Genomic DNA, 16854 nt, shown 5'->3' with positions numbered 1-16854 from the left:
AGCTCACCCCGCCTCCCAACGTGGTCCCGGACGACCTCGCATAACCTGCGCAAGCAGCGTCAGGTCCCTTCATCGCTGTGACGGCAGGAGCGGTCGCCGGGATTGACCTCGCCGCTGCATGGCAGGGGATACACAGGGACAACCATCTGGGCTGATACGGCACGGGAATGGCCGCGGACTTTGTGCCGGGTTGTCGCTGGTTCGGAAGACGCCGTTTGCGGATCGCGGCTGATCTGGCACGGCACTGACCTGGACTGGAGCGTGATCGGCGCCGCTGTTCCCCGTGAGTTTCCGCAGCGTCCCGCCGGAACGGGCACGGTCCCGGCCGGGCAAGAGCACGCATGGGCACGGCACCCGTGCCGACGGGCGGGCCACCTCCACCAGTAGCCGAAGAAGTGAAGGACCGGGTCTCTGGCCTGTGCCCCTGCAGTCGATCAACGCTGCGACCTGCGACTCAGCTGTCGGTGTTGTCAGCATCAGTCGTCGTTGAGCACCCCCGCACGGCCCAGAGACGGCCCGGGCGGGGCTGTGCTGCTGCACCGCACAGGCGCCGGGGGACTGCGACCGACCCCTACCTGCTCTGTCTCTCTGCCTTCCTGGTCCGGCGGAGGTGCACGGCTCCAGCAATCCAGCTTACGAACAGCAGGGCAAAAGCGGACTCAAGCATCTGGACGTAGCGGTCTCCATCGGCGATCAACTCGGCGAGGTAAATCCCCGCGCCAAAGCTCCCCATCGCGAAGAGGCAGACCGAGGCGCTACCAAGCGATCCCCGTGTCTTGCCGGTTCTTGCTCCCACCTGGACACTCTGCATCCCGCTCATGATGGGTGCGATCGGGCCGCAGGGCTAGATCCCGACACTCGACCTGAGCCCGGACCGCGACTTCGACATCATCCGGGCCTGGGCTGCCGAGCACGGCTCCCCCTTGGACTGGGGCCGCAGCGGACACGTGCCGGCTTCCAACCGCGATGCGTATGCCGCAGCCACCAGCGCGCGCTCAAGCTGAGGTCGGAAGGGCTCTCCCTGCCCACACGCTTTTCACCTGTGTTGGTGGGGTGCGGTGGTCGTTCGCGACCATGACACGAGCGAGGCGTCCGGCGACGGCCACGACCTCTGGCCAGACGGATGCTCGGAGATACTCCGCGTCGGTGTCGTTGGGCGCCTCGGCCGCCGCGGCGTTGAGCGCGACACCGAGCGCTCTCATCAGGACGACCTCTTCGTCAGTTCGAAGGCTGGTACCGAGGTACCGCTCTGGCTCGTCGGCGTCGCAGAAGTCGTCGAAGAGTGTGTGGAAGACATGGTCCAAGTCTTCGAACACCGACGAGTCCAGCCACACGTCCCGCTGCCACGGTGGATTGGCCAGAGCCAACACAACGGGTAGGACGTGGACTCGGTGGTTCGCTATGAGTCGGGCGTCTTCGCTCACAAGTCGAGCGTAGCGACGGTAGCTGGTGGAGGCGCCGGTGTTCTTGGAGCACCGCTTTAGGAACGAGGTTGGGCCATCACTGGCTCGACCAGCGGTTTCCCACCTTGCATCGAGTCGGGCGGCACGTACCCCTGCCCACCCTGATTCCTCGTGAGTTCCCGCCCGATCTGGCACGGATGTGGCACGGGCCAACCAACAGCGGCCGTCAGTCTTCTCCGGTGCCGACGATTCGCTGTCGAGCTGCCTGGAGACGCTCGGCATAGTCAGGCGCAAAGATGCCCACGAGTGACTTGTCGAGCGTGCCGGAGATTCGGTTCAGGGCTGCCCACACGGCCTGGTCATCCACCAGCGCGTTGAAGGCCTCGGATCCCTCCATGCGTTCAAGCCAGTCGGAGAGCACGAGCGCTTGGTCGTCGGTCAGTGTGATGATCACCGAGTCTTCACGCACGGCGGCACAGTAGCGCGCCACCGTCTCTGCTTCCCAGTCCCTCAGACAGTTCTTCTGGAAGTGATGAGCCACGCCTGTCACGTGCGGCGGCTGACTGTAGCTGCCCCCGTGACCTGCGTGGACGCCCAGCTGCCGTCGTCTGTCAACGTCGGTTCGCCTCGCACGGCCCACGGACGGCCCGGGGACAGTGCTGTCCCAAGTGGGATGATCGCCGGGGAGGGGTGCGAGTGGACATGTTCGAACTGATGGAGTGGTTGGCCGAACGAGGAGTTACGACCGTATTCAAGGTCGACGGGGAGCGCTTGGAAGACGCCGAATGCGGGCCGTGAGTCCCCCTGCGTCCCCTCCGAACGGGCACGCAGCAGGCACGATGAACCTCTCGTTGCGAACTACGGGCAGGGCGGTCACTGAGGCCCGCCAGGCACGCCAGTCGAGTGCTTGGGTCTGGTGACGGTAGTCGTGGGTGAGGAGGTTGCTGTACTCCGCTGCTGTACTCCGCTGCTGTACCGCAGCCGGGGCAACCTGCCTCGACAAGTCAGTTCGACGGCCGGCGGCTCAGTCCCCTTCGGGCGGGCCATCAGACTTGTCCGTGCGCATGAGAATTCCGGGGCAGTCAGGATCGACTTCACCCGTGTAGTGGTTTCGCCAGAAGTAGCGACTGGTGCGCGGCAGCGGCACTTCCACAAGTCGGCCGTCGTGCATCATCCACAAGCCGAAGCAGTCATCTTCCTCGTCGCGGATCAGCACCTGCACGGAGTGCGGGGAGGGCCACGGCTGCGACTCCAGGTGTTCCAGGAGTCCGACCCAGCTGCTCCGCCGCACGAACTCGGCGACCCAGCCATGCCCGGCAGCAGCGAATTGTCCAGACCACTTACGGTTGGGGTCTCGCTGGGTCAACGGTTCCATGATCTCTTCTGCACGGCTGGCCAACACGATGACCTCGGCAATTCTGCTCATGACCGAGTATCACCGGAGGTGCGAGAGGAACGGCAAGCGAGATCCGTCTTTGGAATCCGACCTCCGCGATCCGAGGGCGACGACGGCGAGAGGTCGGAGCCAACGGCCCATCAGCGTAATCACAGTTCTCGACTCGGGCCCGCACTCGCTGCGGCCCAGGGCTTGGCCCCGGCGCCGAAGGCGCAGAGGGGCCAAATCCCAAGGGCCGGCCCGCGCTTGCGCGGGCACTTGATGGAGTAGGGAAAGTGCTATCCCGGTCGAGTCCCCTGTGGATGTCCCCTGTGGTAGTGCAACTTCGCTTGATGCTTGCCCGCCCGCCCGCCCGCCCGGAGCTCGGGGCCGCTGGCGCGCGTAATGATGTCCGGTGCCTGAGGTTGGGGCCATGACAGAGCCTGCTCATGGACCAGACGGACCAGGAGCGTCGACGCTGGCTGCCGAGCGCGATCCTGCCCGGGTTGTCGCGTTCAGCGACGGCGTCATGGCCATCGCCATCACGCCGCTCGTCCTGGAGATCCATGCACCCCGCGACACCAGCCACCTGTTGCACAGCCTCGCCGCGCTCTGGCCGTCCTACCTGGCCTACGTCATCACCTTCATGCTGATCGGACAGGTGTGGGCCAGCCACCACATCTTGTTCGACCACATCCGCAGTGTCGACCGGGTGGTGCTGTTCCTCAATACCGTGCTGTTGATGGACATCGCGCTCCTGCCGTTCGCCACCTCCGTTCTGGCCGAGGCGTTCCGTGACGGACACGGGCAGCGCACCGCCGTCGTCCTCCACGGCACCTCTTTTTGGTTCATGGACCTTCTGTTCAACGTCATCTGGTGGCACGCTCGTCATGATCGTCGACTAATCGTCACCACGATCGACTCGGCCGGCGTCGCAGTCATCAGTCGCCGCTTCCTGCGCGCCCTCGTCTGGATCGCCACCGGAGCCTTGCTCGGCCTCCTGCTTCCCCCGCTCGGCGTGGCCGTGATCGCCGCCTTCATTCCGTACTACTGGCTTCACAGCGCGGGCGAGATCGCCAAGGTGCAGCCTCGGCCCGGCGGTCGGAATCGGGCGTGACGACGATCATGGCCGACCTGGCAGTGTTCACTGGCGACTTTGTCCTGACTGTCGATCATGCGTGGACCTCGTGCGCAACTTCATTCGGCATCGAGACGGAGGCGCCCCGCGATCCGGGCGAGCGGTGCGAGTTGTAGCCACGGAACGATCAGCTAATCGAGACGTCGTCCGTCACCCGACGAAGCCGTGGCCATGCGCGTGGAGGACATGACGCTGCCCGCTTCCGATGCCCGTGACCAGTGGTCCGAGCTGCTGATCCACACGACGACCCGGAGATCGGAAAGCAGTGGACCGACACGGGGGGGAGATCCACGAAAAACGCGACCTGAAGGGCCGCGCCGAGGGCGACACGCGGACTGTGCCGGGGCACCCTGCCCTGACACGCATCCTGCGGCAGCACATCAAGGACGAACAGCTCAAGCCGGGAGACCTGTTGTTCCAGGGGGAGACGGGCGGCATCCTCGCGGGCTCCGTCATCCGCCGGGCCTGGCGCAGTGCGCGCAAGGCAGTGTTATCTCCGCACGTCTACGAGTCGCCCACGGGGAGGCGTGTGTACGACAACCGGCACACGCGCCTGACCAAGTGGCTCAACGACGGGGTACCGCCCGCCCAGGTGGCGGAGTGGGCCGGGAACAGCGTCCCCATGCTCCTGGCCACCTACGCCGGGTGTGTCGATGGGCAGCTTTCCGACTCGAAGAAGCGGCTCGGAGCCGCCGGTGATCTTCCGGAGCCGCCGTGCGCCGGCTGATTCTCCAGGCCGAGAACTTCGACACGTATTCGACACGGTCACCCGCGAAAACCCGGTGACAGCCGGACGGCCCCGGAGGCTTCCCTTGATCGTTGGGGTAGTGCCCGGGGCTTGGTCGTATCGGGTGTCACCCGCTCTGACCAGCAAAAAGGCCCTCCCGGAGGGAGGGCTCCCAGTGGCGCCCCCGGCAGGACTCGAACCTGCGGCCAAGCGCTTAGAAGGCGCCTGCTCTATCCACTGAGCTACGGGGGCCGGTGTGGTGGCCTGTCTGGTGCCCGGGTGTGGGCCGATCCGTGACCTTGCCGGGGACAAGGATAGGGCTCTCCGGTCCGTGTCCCTCGTGCTTCGCCTCCGTGGCTCGATGTGGAGGTTCGGTGAAGCGCTCCGATAATCGCAGGCAGGTACGAATCGTGCACCGCTTTTCACGCCTCGCGCACCGGGTGTTGTGTACTCGTTATGCCTGCGTCCCAGTCACCCCTTCCGTCCACTGTGTCCTGTCGGCGCGCAGACACGTGCATATGCTTCAGAAAGCTGCCAAAGTTGGGCATTCTTCGCATGTGGTGACCTTGGACGTACGGCCTCAGCTGTTCGAAGCACTCTCTGCCCTGCGCGACCGTGTCGCCGCCGCACGCTTCCCGCTGCCCCTGGTGGGGGCTCCACGGGCGCGTGCCAACCGCGACGAGCTCCTTGCGCAGCTCGACGACTATGTGGTGCCCCGGCTGAGAGAGCCTGAAGCGCCCTTGCTGGCCGTCGTCGGCGGATCGACCGGAGCCGGCAAGTCGACCCTCGTCAATTCTCTCGTAGGGCGCAAGGTCAGCGAGGCGGGCGTGTTGCGGCCCACGACGCGTACCCCCGTCCTCGTCTGCCATCCCGAGGACCATCACTGGTTCAGTGGGATGCGGGTGCTGCCCCGCCTCACCCGCGTGTGGCTGCCGCACCAGGACCCCGGCGAGGATCTACACGATGTAGAGGATCTTCAGGGTGCCGTCGGGCGTGAGGAAAGGGTGCTGCGTATCGAGACCGCCGACACGCTGCCGCGCGGGCTGGCGCTGCTCGACGCGCCTGACATCGATTCCCTGGTCGCGGACAACCGGATCCTCGCCGCGGAGCTGATCAGCGCCGCCGACATCTGGGTCATGGTCACCACCGCCGCCCGTTACGCCGACGCCGTGCCCTGGCATCTGCTGCGGACAGCCAAGGAGCACCGGGCGACCCTCATCACCGTGCTCGACCGGGTACCGCACCAGGTCGTGTCCGAGGTGTCGCGGCAATACGGCGCTCTGCTCACCAAGGCCGGGCTCGGCCACGTGCCCCGGTTCACCGTGCCCGAGCTGCCCGAGTCCGCCTGGGGCGGGGGTCTGCTGCCCGCCACCGCGGTCGCGCCCCTGCGTGCCTGGCTGACGTACCAGGTGCAGGACCCCGCCGCCCGGGAGGCCGCCATGGCGCGTACGGCCCGGGGAGTCCTCGACTCCCTGCGGTCCCGTATGCCCGAGCTGGCCGGCGCGGCCGCCGCTCAGTACGCCGCGGCTCTGCGGCTCACTGCCGCCGTCGACACGGCGTACGACAGCGAGTACGCGCGCGTGCGGCACAGTCTGGAGTCCGGAGCGGTGCTCGCCGGCGACGCCCTGAAGCGGTGGCGCAGCTACCCCCTCGACTGTACTTCCGGTGAACTCCTGGACTCGCTGACCGAGAGCCTGGCCGCCCTGCTGCTGTGCGCCGTCACGGCCGCCGACGAACGCATCGACGATGCCTGGCGGCGAGAACCCGCGGCTGGGGCTCCCGAGTTGACGAACCGTGATCCGACGCTGGAGAGCGCCGAGCACCGCATCGGGATGACCGTGCGACGCTGGCGGCGCGTCCTCGAGGAGTACGCCGAGGAAGAGGTCCGCGACCTCGACAAGAGCGCCGCACCGGACTCCGACGCGGTGGCCGCCCTTCTTGCCACCACTCTCCTCGGTGGTGACCGGGCGCGGCCCGCCGGCGAGGAACTCGCCGAACGGATCGGCGCGCACAAGGCGCTACGGCTGCGCGATCGCTCCGCAGGCGTGCTGTCCGAGTACCTCGACCGGGCGCTGCGCACGGAACGCGAGCGCCGTCTGGCCCTTCTTGACGCCCTCGACGTCCAAGTCGAGCCCCAGGCCGAACTCATTGCCGCGCTGTCCGTACTGCAGAAGGAGAGGTGACCGTGGAGACTCCCGCCGGCGACCGCACGGGTCACGTCCAGCATCCGAAGGCCGAGCCCGCGCAGGAGCGCTCGGACGGCGCCGTGGCCGCGGCCGGCCGGCGAGCCCGGGACGGGCGGAGGGTCCCCTCCCTCCGCACGGCAGGCGACGACATCGTGCACGCGCGCGTGGAGCACGATTCCGACCGGGCCGGCACGGAGGGTGGACTCGAGGGGACGGGTACGAGACGCGATTCCGTCCGGGGCGGCAGGAAAGGTGATCACGTGCCCGAAGACCCGCGGAGTCCGGTGCGCCCGAAGGGGGGCCAGGGCGCGGATTTCGGAGCCCGGGAGGGTTCTCCAGCGGCCGGAGCGACCGCGAGCGTGCAGGAGGACGCCCGGCGTTACGCGGGAAACGACGCGAGGCACGCCGGCACGGGGAACGGCCCCGCACACGGGCGCGCGGGCAATGACGCAGGGCACGCACGCGTGGGGAATGACCCAGGCCACGCGTGGGGGGAAGGCGGTCCAAGACACTCGCCTGTCGCGGGCGAGGACCCGCATGCGCGGGCGGATGACGAAGCCCGGCACGCGCGTGTGGAGAGCGACCCGCGGTGTTCGTGCGCGCAGCGCGAAGAGCCTGGGGACGGCACCGGAACCACCGGCTGGGACGACGGACTGATCGCGAGGCGCGTGCCGGGGATGGCCCTCGATCAGGAGGAGGGCACGATCGTGGAGCCCCGCTCTCCGGCGGCTCGGCAACCCGAGCCCCTGGCGTACGACGGCCCCTTGCGGTCGCGGCTGGATGCGCTGCGCGAGCTCGTGGGCCTGTCGCGGACCCGGCTGGACGGCGACACGCTCGCCGAGGCGGGCCGGGTCCTGGACGAGGCGTCCGCGCGCCGCCGGCTCTCCGGGGAGCACACCGTGGTCGCCATCGCGGGTGCCACCGGCAGCGGCAAGTCGACTCTCTTCAACACGCTGGCCGGTGTGGCGATTTCGGAGACCGGCGTACGGCGGCCGATGACGGCGTCGCCCGTCGCGTGCAGTTGGAGCGACGGCGCGGCCGCGCTCATCGACCGGCTCGGCATCCCGGGACGGTTGCGGCGGCGCCCGATGCAGTCACCGGACGACGCCCAACTGGCGGGGCTCGTCCTGGTCGATCTGCCCGACCACGACTCCGCGGTCGTGAAGCACCGGGAGCAGGTCGACCGCATCCTGGCGCTGGTGGACGCGGTCATCTGGGTCGTCGATCCCGAGAAGTACGCCGACGCAGTCCTGCACGAGCGGTACCTGCGGCCGCTGGCAGGGCACGCCGAGGTCATGTTCGTCGTCCTGAACCAGGTCGACCGGCTGCCCGGGGAGGCCGCCGAGCAGGTGCTCGACGATCTGCGGCGGCTGCTCGACGGGGACGGTATCGCGCTGGGTGAGTACGGCGAGCCCGGGGCGACGGTCCTCGCCCTGTCCGCGCTCAGCGGCGAGGGAGTGGGCGAACTGAGGGAACTGCTCGGTCAGTTCGTGGCGGAGCGCGGGGCGGCGGCGCGCCGCATCTCCGCCGATGTGGACGCGGCCGCGGCCCGCCTGCGGCCCGTTTATGCGACCGGTGGCCGCTGCGGGCTCAGTGAGGAGGCGCGGGAGGAGTTCACCGCACGCCTCGCGGACGCGGTGGGAGCCACCGCGGCGGGCGATGCCGCCGAGCGTGTGTGGCTGCGCAACGCCAACCGGGCCTGCGGCACGCCCTGGTTGCGCTTGTGGCGACGGTGCCGGGACCGGCGAGAACCCTCTACGGGACGGTTGCCCGTGCGTGCGCCCGCCGATTCCGAGCGCGCCCCCGCGGATGAGGAAGCCACCGCACGGCAGCGCGTGGAGCAGGCGGTACGGACGGTGGCGGACCGGGCCGCGACCGGGCTTCCCACGCCCTGGGCCCAGGCGGTGCGTGAGGCCGCGGTGCGCGGCGCGCAGGGACTGCCTGAGGCGCTCGACGAGCTGGCGGTGGACGTCGCCAAGGCGCCGGACCGGCCGCCGCGCCCGGGGTGGTGGCCCGCCGCCGTGATGGCCCAGGTGGCGATGACACTCCTCCAGGTCGTGGGGGTGCTCTGGGTCCTGGGCCAGATCATCGGGTTCATGCCGACCGGCCTCGGGACGCCGGCGCTGCTGGTGCTGGCCGGCGTCGTCGGTGGCCCGTTCGTCGAGTGGAGCTGCCGGATGGGTGCGCGCGGACCGGCCCGGAGGTACGGGCTCGAGGCGGAACGGCGACTGCGGGAGGCGGCGGCCGGGTGTGGACGGGCACGGGTGCTGGATCCGGTGGCGGCGGAGTTGCTGCGGTACGGGGAGGTGCGGGGGGAGTACGCGAAGGTCACGGGGGTCGAGGCGGGAGCACGAGTGAGGTGAAGCCCGGTCGGTGGAGATGCGGACGATGGGCGGAGGGGCTCGTTCGGGTGGCTGATTTGTCCACAACCGGCCGGTAGCTCACAGCGCTCAGCGGGCTCGGCCCGGCGGAGGCAGTCTGATCCCGCGGCGATCGCAGCGAACGCGGTCGCCGTAGGGCGGCACTGTGCGACCTGGCAGATCCGCCGCCGCAGACGCAGCCGTACGGGACGGGCCCGTACGTGTACCACCCGGCCTGTGAGCCGGGACGAGGGAGGGGTCTCGCATGAACGAGACAACGGTGTGCGTGGTCGGCAACGTCGCCACTCAGCCGGTGTACCGGGAGTCGCCGACGGGTCCGACGGCGCGCTTCCGGCTGGCGGTGACGGCTCGGTATCTGGACCGGGAGAAGAACGCGTGGACGGACGGGCACACCAACTTCTTCACGGTGTGGACCCGGCGCTCCCTGGCCACCAACGTGGCCGCGTCCGTGGCCGTGGGCGATCCGCTCGTGGTCCAGGGGCGGCTGAAGGTACGGACCGAGCAGCGGGAGGGCCAAGGCTGGCTGTCGGCCGACCTCGACGCGGTGGCGATCGGTCACGATCTGTCGCGGGGCACCTCGGCCTTCCGGCGGTCGTCCAGGCCCGAGGCACAGGGCGGGACGTCACCGCAACCGGAGCCCAATTGGGAGACGGAGCCGCCGGGGCGGCCCGAGGAACCTGACCAATCCGGGGCGGCGGCCCTACCTGAGTCCGAGCCTGCGGGAGTGACGTGACGTCAGGCCGGCACGCTCAAGCCCGCTTCGCCTGAGCTTGCACCCAACGGCCGCTTATCGGGGCATCCATCGGACAACATCCCAAGGATCCTTGTGTAACTCATCGATAAGCGCAGCTCACAGGCTGTGTAAGCGATAACGATTTTGAGTCGGATCGGTTATCGGATGACATTACTGGGGAGGGGGGTGCGCCGCGTTCATAGGATGCCGGACGTAGTTCTCGGGGCTTCTGATTCTGCTGGTGGGACCGCACCCCCCACGCCAACGGGTCCTGCTCGAAGGGGAATTCTGTGTTTTCTTCGTTGTCCGCGTCGCCCGCACGCAGGCGAGGGGCCGCCCGCCTCGCCGCCGCGACGCTGGTGTCCGGACTCGTCGCGGCAGGCCTGCTGGCCACCGCGGGCGTGGCGGCCGCCGACGGGACACCGCAGAGCGAGGGTGGCGCAACCGCGACCATAGGCGGCCTCAAGACATACGGTGCCGCCGTCGTCCATGACGGCGGCACGGATGAGCAGGTGTCCGCGGGGCTGTTCGAGATGTCCGTCGACAACGGCGGCACCCTGCAGACGTACTGCATCGACATTCACAACCCCGCGCAGAAGGACGCCAAGTATCACGAGACGCCCTGGAGCGGCACGTCTCTGAACGGCAACAAGAACGCGGGCAAGATCCGCTGGATTCTGCGCAACTCCTACCCGCAGGTGAACAACCTGGCGGCACTGGCGGCCAAGGCCGGTGCCAACGGCCTCACCGAACAGGACGCGGCGGCCGGCACCCAGGTGGCGATCTGGCGCTACTCGGACGGCGCTCACGTGGACGCGGTCGACCCCCGGGCGGAGAAGCTCGCGGACTACCTGGAGAAGAGCGCCCAGGACCTCCCTGAGCCCTCGGCGTCCCTGACCTTGGACCCGCCCGCCGTCTCGGGCCATCCCGGGGAGCGGCTCGGCCCGGTGACGGTCCACACGAACGCCGACAGCGTCACGGTGACACCGCCGGCAGACCCCACGATGTCCGGCGTCAAGGTCGTCGACAAGGACGGCAAGGAGGTGACGTCCGCCGCCAATGGCACACGAATCTACTTCCAGGTGCCGAAGAAGGCGCAGGACGGTTCGGCCGAACTGACCGTGCAGGCGTCGACCACGGTGCCGGTCGGCCGGGCCTTCGCCTCCGAGACCCGGAGTCAGACGCAGATACTCGCCGGGTCCAGCGAGTCGACCGTCTCCGCGACGGCGACGGCGAGCTGGGCCGCCACCGGCGCGATACCCGCGCTGTCGGCCGAGAAAGATTGCGCCAAGGGCGGCCTGGACATCACCGCGGCGAACACGGGCGATGCGCCATTCACGTTCGAGCTGATGGGCGCCTCGCACTCCGTTCCGGCGGGAAAGACGCGGATCGTGACGGTCCCGTTGCAGGAGGACCAGGCCTACGACTTCTCGATCAAGGGTGCGGGCGGTTTCGGCAAGTGGTTCAAGGGCGTCCTGGACTGCAAGACCGAGAGCAGCACGGGCGGACTGGCGGCCCAGCTCCTCACTGAGCCGAGCCCGGCGACGGTGGGCGGTACGGCGCCCACGGACACCAACCTCGCCGAGACCGGCACGTCGAGCGCGACCCCGATCATCGCGGGTACGGCGATCGCCTTCGTCGTGATCGGCGGCGCGACGCTCGTGCTGCTCCGCAAGAAAGAGACGCCGACGGTCGACTGAGTCCACGTGGCCGGCCTCCGGGCTGCTCCGTCGGCCACCGTCGTCCACACCCTGTGGACGACGGTGGCCGACGGCACCTCGTTCAATCCGCCCGGAGATCTGCTGTCAGCGGCAAGCCCAGCCCTGGCCTGGAGCCCCCGGCGGTGGCCGGGGAGGGGACGGCATCGGGGCAAGGCAGGCCGTGAACTAAAAGCCGTCGCGTTCGATCAGTGACCCGTCAGGGCTCAGCGTGTAGAAGCGCGGCGGATTCGTGGATTCCACGGCCCTGCGAAGCTCCGCTTCCCGCTCCGCAGGATCAGGCTCGTGTGGCCCCCGGACGTGAAATCCGTACAGTCCGATGGCGTCAGCGTCGACGTCATCGGGTTCGGGACGGCCCTCCTGGATGAACCCGCAGAGCGCCCGCAGCATGTCCGCCGCGAAGTGCAGCGGCGTCCACCCCGACGGCTCTCACGCCCCAGGCCCTCAACCTCATCCCTCATGCCAGCCAGAATCACGATCGCTTGACGAAGGGCATAGGGGCCCCCGGGGGGCCTCTTGCCTGTCAGAGAATCGACCGCAGCCGCCGGGCCCGCCGCCCACTGATCGCACAGGGCGGCCGACGAGCTGTGGCTGATCACTTTGATACTCCTCAACCAGGCGACGAGGCGGCCAACTCGCCTCCGGGCGGCAGAAGGCGCAGGGTTCGATGTTCGGATCCGTCAGGGCGACGCGGGCCTCGTGGTCTCCGATCGGGTGCGTGCTGCCCGCGATCATCGTGCAGTCGTACGCATGGATCACGGCGGGCTCGGGTCCGCTGGGCGTGCGTTTCTGCTGGACGACGAATCCCGATGCCGGTCGATCACTCCGACTTCTGGCGCGGAGATGAGGCCCTTCTCGTACCTCCCTGTGGTGGCCGACATCGGTGTCGACCGGTGGTCGTTCAGGCATAGCGCGCCGAGCCACCACTTCGTCTCCCGGGGCGGAGATCAGTTTCTCCCTGGGCGGGATGGACCGGCCTTGACAGGAACGTCCGAGAGGTGGATGCACGATGGGGCATGGCGGGAATGTGATCGACGAAAGGACGATCGCCATGACAGGGACTCAGCAGATCTTGTTCATCCAGGGCGGCGGCGCGGGCGCGCACGACGAATGGGACGACAAGCTGGTCGACAGCCTGAGTCGAGAGCTCGGGGACGAGCACGAGGTCCGCTACCCGCGTATGCCCGGTGAGGGCGACCCGAGTTACGCCCGGTGGAGCCCGGTGATCCGGCGCGAGATGGCGGACCTGAAGGGCGGCGCGGTCGTGGCCGGCCATTCGGTGGGCGGGACGATCCTCATCCATGCACTCGCCGAGCAGCCCCCGGAGCGCAGGCTTGCGGCGATCGTGCTGATCGCCGCCCCGTTCGTCGGTCAGGGCGGCTGGCCAGGCGAGGAGTTCGAGCTGCCCGGCGACCTCGGCGCGAGGCTGCCGCACGGCGCGCGGGTGCATGTGTTCCACGGACTCGAGGACGAGACCGCCCTACCGTCGCATGCCGATCTCTATGCCCGCGTGATTCCGCAGGCGCAGGTGCACCGGCTGCCCGGGCGCGATCATCAGCTGAACAACGATCTGAGCGAAGTGGCCAAGGCGATCTGCCCCGACGAACCCTGAACCCTTCAGTCGCGCTCCCGAACGCTGGCCCTGCAACGGAGTACGTAGCGCTGCTCACGCGAGGCCGCGGCGGCCACGAGGCGTGGGTTGCGCGGTGAGGATCTCGTCGATGACGTCTCCAGGGATCTTTACGTGTCGAGTTCTCGGCTGGGAAAATCAGCGGCGCCGGGCAGCTCGGGGAGATCCCCGGCAGCTTCGAGCCGCTTCTTAGGATCGGGAAGCTGCCCGTCGACACACCGGGCGTAGGCAGTCGGGAGCGCCGGGCCACTATGTAGCGTCGACTTCCGAGCTCGGGGCTTGGCGGGCCCGCTTGCCAGGGCGGTCGATCTTCCTCGGCGAGCCGGCCCGTCAAGCGGCTGGGACGGTGCTTCCTAGCCGAATCCGCCGTTCCGCACTCCGTCCCGGAATGCCGTCCATTCCTCTGCGGTGAACCGCAGGGACGGCAGGTCCCTGTTGTTCGAGTCGCGGATCGCGACGGCTCCGTCGCCGAGCTCCGCCACCTCGACGCAGTACGGGCCCGACGTGCTCCTACTGCTCTTGGTCTAGTGCGCTTCCGTCAGGTCGCGCGCGTACGGGTCGGACTTTCGCGCTTCCATCAGAACTCCGTTCGATGTTAGGTCGGACGTTGCCCCCTTCCCACCCTCATCCCGTCCCTCCCACGTCGCAACCGGCGTCGCGCTCACCTCGAAGACCGCTGCGACCTCGCTCGTTCCGGTCCTGAGCTTCGAAGCCGCGGACAAGAACCGTCGTGTGCTGCGACAGGTCAGGGTGAGCACGGTGTACGGCATCGACGGCGGCAATGTAGTGGTGCCGTACGGCGGGCCATCGACATACGCACGTCCCCGCGGAGCGAAGTGCACCATCGGTTACCTACGGGCGCGATCGTGTGCAGGGCCGTCGAGGTCAAGCATCTCCCGTGGAGCAATTGCCGCTTGAGGCCTCGGAGGAACGGTTCGGAAGGGCATCGATGTCCCTATGGATGAACAAGCGGCGGCCCCGGGAGTGCCGGCTGCGGGGCACGGAGTAGCGACGATCCGGAAGATCTCTCGCCGGACATCACCATGTCACCTGCCCCAATATTTGCCCAACTGGCCTTCCTCGAACGGATGCGGACTCACACTCACTTCACCGGCGAAGGGGTGTTCAAGGACGAGAACGAGGGTGAGGCTCAGGCCTACCAGCAACGCGATCGACCCTACGAAAAGTAGCTGCACCTTGAGGTTCTCCACCCCGTAAAGCAAGGTGATCAGCATGACGACCAGTGCTCCCCCGTAGGTGAGGACCTGCAGGAGAGGGGGCAATTGTTGCGTTGCGGCCAGGATGCGGGTTCTGCGCTGGGCGGTCACATCGTTCAGCCGCTGCACCGACTTGCTGTAGAAGGCCTGTTCGGAAGCGCTTTTAGGACTGTAACCCTGAAGGACTCATACAACGCCTCGAGCTTACCCGATGTCGCGCTGAGGCTATTTTTGCCGTCGCGCATCAGCGGCCATGCGTCCTCGACGACAGCATGGACGTAGTCCCCGATCGCTCGGTCCAATTTTTTCCGCACGTCGTCCGGAAACGAATGCGCATTGCGGGAAATCACAGCGAGATCTGTGGCCTCCAAAGTCACCACTGCCTGAACTTGCTCAAGTTCGGTCCACAAGGTCACGATGACAAAAGCAAGGACGATTCCGTAGATGGCTCCGAACAGTTCAAGTACCGTGCGGGACACATCATTGGTCACGCCATTGATCAACTCGGGAAATACACGGCGCGTCACCAAGCAAGCGACGAGCGGCAAAACAACAACGCCTCCGACGATGAGGATCGCGAGGGTGGCCGTGTCCAGGTTGTTGAGTAGCCAAAGTCCCACGCAGACGACTCTACCCAGCTCGCGGCCGCGTTCAGGGTCGGCACGACCACTGCCTACCGCTGCATCACCGAGGCGGTCGACGTACTGGCCGCACTGGCCCCGACGCTCGCGGAAAGGCGAATGGCGCCATGTCCGGCTCCGGCAGCGCCCGATCCCGCTCAAGCGTCGCCCGTTCTTTACGGCCCGCGCCTTCACAGCGGCGGGACGGGCGGCCAAGGGGGCGAGATGCACAGGAGGCCCATCAGAGTGACCCTTAAGGGGAGAACGTCCCCGAGAGCAACAGGAGATCCCGTGATGGACGCAGCGAAGACCGCACTGTACGCAATAGACCTGACTGATGCGGGCTGGGTCACGAGCAGCTACTCCAACAGGTGGGACAAGACGTGTGTGGAGGTCGCAGACCTCGGCGGCGGAGCGGTTGCGGTCCGCGACTCGCAGAACACGGAATTGCCGCCGCTGCGGTTAACCGCAGAGGAGTGGGCGGCGTTTCGACTGGGCGTGCGCAACGGCGAATTCGGCTAGAGACCTTGCAACGTGTCGGCACCGAACGTCGGCGAACTCCTGCTTGCCGGCGACGCGCTTCGCGTACCGGCTCGGCAACACCTCCACGCCTTTCCCGCCAGTTCGGCAACCTCGGTGGCGTCCACGCCCGCGGTCAAGGGGGTCGACAGCACCTGGCGCAAGTCGTAGGGGCGGTGCGCAAGGGGCGATGCGGCCATCGCCGGCGGCAGCGCCATCGGTCGTGTCTCCTGCCGGGCCCAGGTAGTGGGAAAGCGTGGGTAATTACGGAGCCCGGTCGTGCCCGCGGTGGCGTCATTCCCCAAGATGTGACCGTGTGAGTCCTGTTCCAACCCTGGTCAGCATCTGGCCGAGCAAGTGGAAGGCTCGCGCCTGTGTCGGTGTTCCGTGGGCCGTACCTCTCCAGTGGGCGTTGGTGAACGTTTCAGTCGCCGCAAGGGTCCGGTCGTCGTCTTGGGCTGCCGGCACCAGTAGGTAACGCACGTAATCGCCCAGGGGGCGCTGGCGTGCGAAGCCTCTCAGACGTGGGGTCAGGGCGGGCAGTGTTCGGCTCGTGGGGAAGACCACGGCGAGGCCGGCCAGGGCGAGCCGGACCGCCGGGCATTCGGCGTCCCACCGGGCCAACAGGTTGAGAGTGCAGGACTGGACGGCGCTCCGAGCCCGGGCCTTGCTGTCGGTATCGGCGTGCCGCGGAGTGGCAGGCCAACTCTCGGCAAGGTGGCACCCATGTGCTCCTGACGGAGTCGGTAAATGATCTCTACGAGTTCGGGCCTCAGCCGCATCCAGGCACGGGAGGTACGGATCTCTTCGTCGGCCTGGTGCATGAACCAGCGCATGACCTCGTAGGGAACTTCCACGTGTGGCTCATGAAGGCCGGCGCGCCATCCGCCTGGCCTCCGGTGACGCGCAGGGACAGCGGCCGTGCACGGCTGCCCGCCATGGGCGCCTACGGGGAGGGCGAAGTGATTGATCATGCTCACCACAACCACCAGGTGAAGGTTCGGCTGCCCGGTTGATCGCTCCCGGGCTGTCTCCGGGCCGTGCGAAGGCGCCCAAGGGCACTCGACGGCGACCGACTGCGACAGACGAGCCGCAGTCGCCGCCAGTGAAACCCCAGGTCAGCGATCCAGCGCACCTTCGGTGCGCGCCGGGGGCGTGGTAAATCCCGTGGCGTGCGCCGGAGGTGCTTCTGTCTGCCCTGACGTGG

At 68.0% G+C, this 16854-nt stretch carries 15 protein-coding genes, 1 tRNA gene and 2 pseudogenes; 10 read left to right on the top strand and 8 right to left on the bottom strand.

Features of this window, described 5'->3' with window-relative positions; all coding sequences use genetic code 11:
- Nucleotides 1-995 precede the first annotated feature (995 nt).
- The 3 genes from ABZ904_RS47270 to ABZ904_RS47260 all read right to left on the bottom strand — a co-directional run bounded on the left by ABZ904_RS47270 (nucleotide 996) and on the right by ABZ904_RS47260 (nucleotide 2829).
- Nucleotides 996-1424, bottom strand: a complete 429-nt coding sequence (locus tag ABZ904_RS47270; protein ID WP_360999264.1) for a hypothetical protein — start codon at nucleotides 1422-1424, stop codon at nucleotides 996-998.
- Nucleotides 1425-1629: 205 nt separating this feature from the next.
- Nucleotides 1630-1872 carry a hypothetical protein gene (locus ABZ904_RS47265; protein WP_359398946.1) on the bottom strand — a complete coding sequence of 81 codons (243 nt, stop codon included), beginning with the start codon at nucleotides 1870-1872 and terminating at the stop codon, nucleotides 1630-1632.
- A 555-nt stretch (nucleotides 1873-2427) separates the two neighbouring features.
- The gene (locus ABZ904_RS47260) at nucleotides 2428-2829 is read right to left on the bottom strand and encodes a hypothetical protein (protein ID WP_359398948.1); all 402 of its coding nucleotides are present in this window, start codon (nucleotides 2827-2829) and stop codon (nucleotides 2428-2430) included.
- Between the two features lie 478 nt (nucleotides 2830-3307).
- Between ABZ904_RS47260 and ABZ904_RS47255 the strand changes: the two genes are divergently transcribed.
- Both ABZ904_RS47255 and ABZ904_RS47250 read left to right on the top strand, forming a co-directional pair.
- Entirely contained in the window at nucleotides 3308-3895 is a 588-nt protein-coding gene (locus tag ABZ904_RS47255; RefSeq protein ID WP_360999260.1) for a TMEM175 family protein, read from the top strand.
- Between the two features lie 286 nt (nucleotides 3896-4181).
- Complete coding sequence (locus ABZ904_RS47250) at nucleotides 4182-4643, top strand: hypothetical protein (protein WP_360999258.1); 462 nt, start codon at nucleotides 4182-4184, stop codon at nucleotides 4641-4643.
- A gap of 176 nt (nucleotides 4644-4819) precedes the next feature.
- Here the strand turns inward: ABZ904_RS47250 and ABZ904_RS47245 are convergent.
- Nucleotides 4820-4895: transfer RNA gene (locus tag ABZ904_RS47245), tRNA-Arg, on the bottom strand.
- A 305-nt stretch (nucleotides 4896-5200) separates the two neighbouring features.
- Between ABZ904_RS47245 and ABZ904_RS47240 the strand changes: the two genes are divergently transcribed.
- The 4 genes from ABZ904_RS47240 (at nucleotide 5201) to ABZ904_RS47225 (ending at nucleotide 11643) form a co-directional block, all read left to right on the top strand.
- Entirely contained in the window at nucleotides 5201-6826 is a 1626-nt protein-coding gene (locus ABZ904_RS47240; protein WP_360999256.1) for a dynamin family protein, read from the top strand.
- A 680-nt stretch (nucleotides 6827-7506) separates the two neighbouring features.
- Nucleotides 7507-9192: a GTP-binding protein gene (locus tag ABZ904_RS47235; RefSeq protein ID WP_359398956.1), complete on the top strand. Its 1686-nt coding sequence runs from the start codon at nucleotides 7507-7509 to the stop codon at nucleotides 9190-9192.
- A gap of 262 nt (nucleotides 9193-9454) precedes the next feature.
- Nucleotides 9455-9943, top strand: a complete 489-nt coding sequence (locus ABZ904_RS47230) for a single-stranded DNA-binding protein (RefSeq protein WP_360999253.1) — start codon at nucleotides 9455-9457, stop codon at nucleotides 9941-9943.
- A gap of 290 nt (nucleotides 9944-10233) precedes the next feature.
- A complete protein-coding gene (locus ABZ904_RS47225) occupies nucleotides 10234-11643 on the top strand; it encodes a Cys-Gln thioester bond-forming surface protein (RefSeq protein ID WP_360999251.1) in 1410 nt (469 codons plus the stop codon).
- A gap of 468 nt (nucleotides 11644-12111) precedes the next feature.
- Here ABZ904_RS47225 and ABZ904_RS47220 read toward each other — a convergent pair whose 3' ends face one another.
- On the bottom strand, nucleotides 12112-12570 hold the full coding sequence (locus tag ABZ904_RS47220; RefSeq protein WP_361830299.1) for a DUF6233 domain-containing protein: 459 nt from the start codon (nucleotides 12568-12570) through the stop codon (nucleotides 12112-12114).
- Nucleotides 12571-12688: 118 nt separating this feature from the next.
- Here ABZ904_RS47220 and ABZ904_RS47215 point away from each other — a divergent pair, with 118 nt between their 5' ends.
- Entirely contained in the window at nucleotides 12689-13273 is a 585-nt protein-coding gene (locus ABZ904_RS47215; RefSeq protein WP_360999247.1) for an alpha/beta fold hydrolase, read from the top strand.
- Nucleotides 13274-13644: 371 nt separating this feature from the next.
- Here ABZ904_RS47215 and ABZ904_RS47210 read toward each other — a convergent pair.
- The 3 genes and pseudogenes from ABZ904_RS47210 to ABZ904_RS47200 all read right to left on the bottom strand — a co-directional run.
- Nucleotides 13645-13800, bottom strand: a pseudogene (locus ABZ904_RS47210) (DUF397 domain-containing protein); the annotation flags it as partial.
- A gap of 537 nt (nucleotides 13801-14337) precedes the next feature.
- Entirely contained in the window at nucleotides 14338-14637 is a 300-nt protein-coding gene (locus ABZ904_RS47205) for a hypothetical protein (protein ID WP_360999245.1), read from the bottom strand.
- Nucleotides 14625-15128, bottom strand: coding sequence for a DUF4239 domain-containing protein (locus tag ABZ904_RS47200; protein ID WP_361830296.1), 504 nt, complete (start codon nucleotides 15126-15128; stop codon nucleotides 14625-14627). The genes ABZ904_RS47205 and ABZ904_RS47200 overlap by 13 nt, the downstream gene beginning before the upstream one ends.
- A gap of 15 nt (nucleotides 15129-15143) precedes the next feature.
- On the opposite strand from ABZ904_RS47200, the pseudogene ABZ904_RS47195 reads away from it, so the two are divergent.
- The 3 genes and pseudogenes from ABZ904_RS47195 to ABZ904_RS47185 all read left to right on the top strand — a co-directional run.
- A pseudogene (locus ABZ904_RS47195) lies at nucleotides 15144-15242 on the top strand (IS5/IS1182 family transposase); the annotation flags it as partial.
- A gap of 180 nt (nucleotides 15243-15422) precedes the next feature.
- A complete protein-coding gene (locus ABZ904_RS47190) occupies nucleotides 15423-15650 on the top strand; it encodes a DUF397 domain-containing protein (RefSeq protein ID WP_360999241.1) in 228 nt (75 codons plus the stop codon).
- A 725-nt stretch (nucleotides 15651-16375) separates the two neighbouring features.
- The gene (locus ABZ904_RS47185) at nucleotides 16376-16663 is read left to right on the top strand and encodes a hypothetical protein (protein ID WP_359400791.1); all 288 of its coding nucleotides are present in this window, start codon (nucleotides 16376-16378) and stop codon (nucleotides 16661-16663) included.
- The last annotated feature ends 191 nt before the right edge of the window (nucleotides 16664-16854 follow it).

The sequence above is a fragment of the Streptomyces sp. NPDC046900 genome (genome assembly GCF_040644975.1).
Lineage (GTDB): Bacteria > Actinomycetota > Actinomycetes > Streptomycetales > Streptomycetaceae > Streptomyces.
Note: the sequence above shows the minus strand (reverse complement) of the source record. Positions and strands in the feature narration are given on the sequence as shown.

Bases quoted from the DNA above. Each gene is read 5' to 3' on its own strand.
- ABZ904_RS47260 (WP_359398948.1), bottom strand. From the start codon at position 2,829: ATGAGCAGAATTGCCGAGGTCATCGTGTTGGCCAGCCGTGCAGAAGAG.
- ABZ904_RS47235 (WP_359398956.1), top strand. From the start codon at position 7,507: ATGGCCCTCGATCAGGAGGAGGGCACGATCGTGGAGCCCCGCTCTCCG.
- ABZ904_RS47230 (WP_360999253.1), top strand. From the start codon at position 9,455: ATGAACGAGACAACGGTGTGCGTGGTCGGCAACGTCGCCACTCAGCCG.
- ABZ904_RS47220 (WP_361830299.1), bottom strand. From the start codon at position 12,570: ATGCCTGAACGACCACCGGTCGACACCGATGTCGGCCACCACAGGGAG.
- ABZ904_RS47190 (WP_360999241.1), top strand. From the start codon at position 15,423: ATGGACGCAGCGAAGACCGCACTGTACGCAATAGACCTGACTGATGCG.
- ABZ904_RS47255 (WP_360999260.1), top strand. From the start codon at position 3,308: ATGGCCATCGCCATCACGCCGCTCGTCCTGGAGATCCATGCACCCCGC.